The following is a 1387-nucleotide window of genomic DNA, read 5'->3' on the forward strand; positions in this document are numbered from 1 at the left end:
CTTGACTCACCAAACCCACATTTGCCAACAAGTCATCAGGTGATATGTCCTGTACCGACTTACCTCCAATGAGGATGTCTCCTTTGGAGGGCTTAAGCATGCCCATGAGTGCATTTACTAGGGTTGTCTTTCCTGATCCACTGGGCCCGACAATACCAATCATCTGCCCGGGACCAAAAGTGAGATTGATGTTTTTAAGAGCTAAAGAATCAGCTTTTGGATACTGGATAGCAAGATTCCTAATGGAAACGCTGGAGATTTCGGGGTAGGTATCGGCAACCGGATTTTTCTGCCCGGGCTGTGCGCTAGAAATAAACTTTCGATATATATCAATTGCGTTTGACCCCGCTGCCATCGAGCTAAGGTCGCTTCCCATCGAGCCAAGCGAGACTATAGCCGAGGTAATACCTATAACAGCTCCAGCAAGAACACCGGGAGCCGGAAACGAGGCCGCTAGAAGAATAAGGGCTAAAGCTAGCAGCGCAGCGCTTATAAAACCAACAATTGTATATATTCTGAGGATGTAACGAGCTAGGCCAATTTCCTCCTCACCGGATTTTTTCCGTTCTTGATTAGCGCGATGCGCAAAGAATGAACGAGCATCAAGAATTGCAAGCTCACGAGCAGTAGTTATTTGTGCAATCTGGTTAGTGCTATGCCACGCGTTGTAGCTATATGAATATATTTTTTCCATTGCCTCAGCATTTTTACTCGAATAGAGATGTGACATCAAGGCAACAGGAATCATGCCTGCAAGCATGCAGAGTGAAGCATATACATTGATCTTTCCTACGGAATAACTAAGGGCTCCCGTCGAAAAAATGATGAATATCAGAGCACCCATAGTGGAAACTTGAGACCCCAGGCTCCCCCCTGTCACAGCATCATGAGCTGCCCTTGATGAGCGAGCATAATCACCACTCGCGATTTCCTGAGAAGAACAAGTCGCCAGACGAGAAGATACGTTCTGAATACCTGTACTTGACATTCGAGAATTTAGAATCATACGCAGAGAGTCTGATGCTTGTCCCAGGGCAATGTATCCTGCCAGCACAAAACTAACCCCCAGCGCTAGCGGGAGCACTTCATCCTGGCTCTGGCCCAAATGCTCAACAAGTCTAGTGACAGACTCCATCTGCAGAGCGGGGAATAGCGATAGGCACACAACAGACACTAGATAGGAAACGGTCCATACGGGGTGATTTTTGAAAGCATAAACCACGGACCAAACAGTATTAGCCATAATCTTACGCATCTTTATAGTCCCTTTCAGCGGAAGTTTTGCGCCCTGCAGAATCTTCAGAGATCTGATTTTTGAAAATTTCCATAAACTTTCCCTCTGCCTTCAGTAGCTCCCGGTAGGTTCCTTGCTCCACCACACACCCAC

The 1387-nt window shown here is 46.9% G+C and carries 1 protein-coding gene; it reads right to left on the reverse strand.

Annotated elements, in window-relative coordinates; all coding sequences use genetic code 11:
* Positions 1-1243 (reverse strand): ATP-binding cassette domain-containing protein (locus HMPREF2971_RS09180; protein WP_168165826.1); only part of this gene is annotated, 1243 nt, incomplete at its 3' end.
* Between the last annotated feature and the right edge of the window lie 144 nt (positions 1244-1387).

The sequence above is a fragment of the Rothia sp. HMSC066G07 genome (assembly GCF_001814485.1).
Lineage (GTDB): Bacteria > Actinomycetota > Actinomycetes > Actinomycetales > Micrococcaceae > Rothia.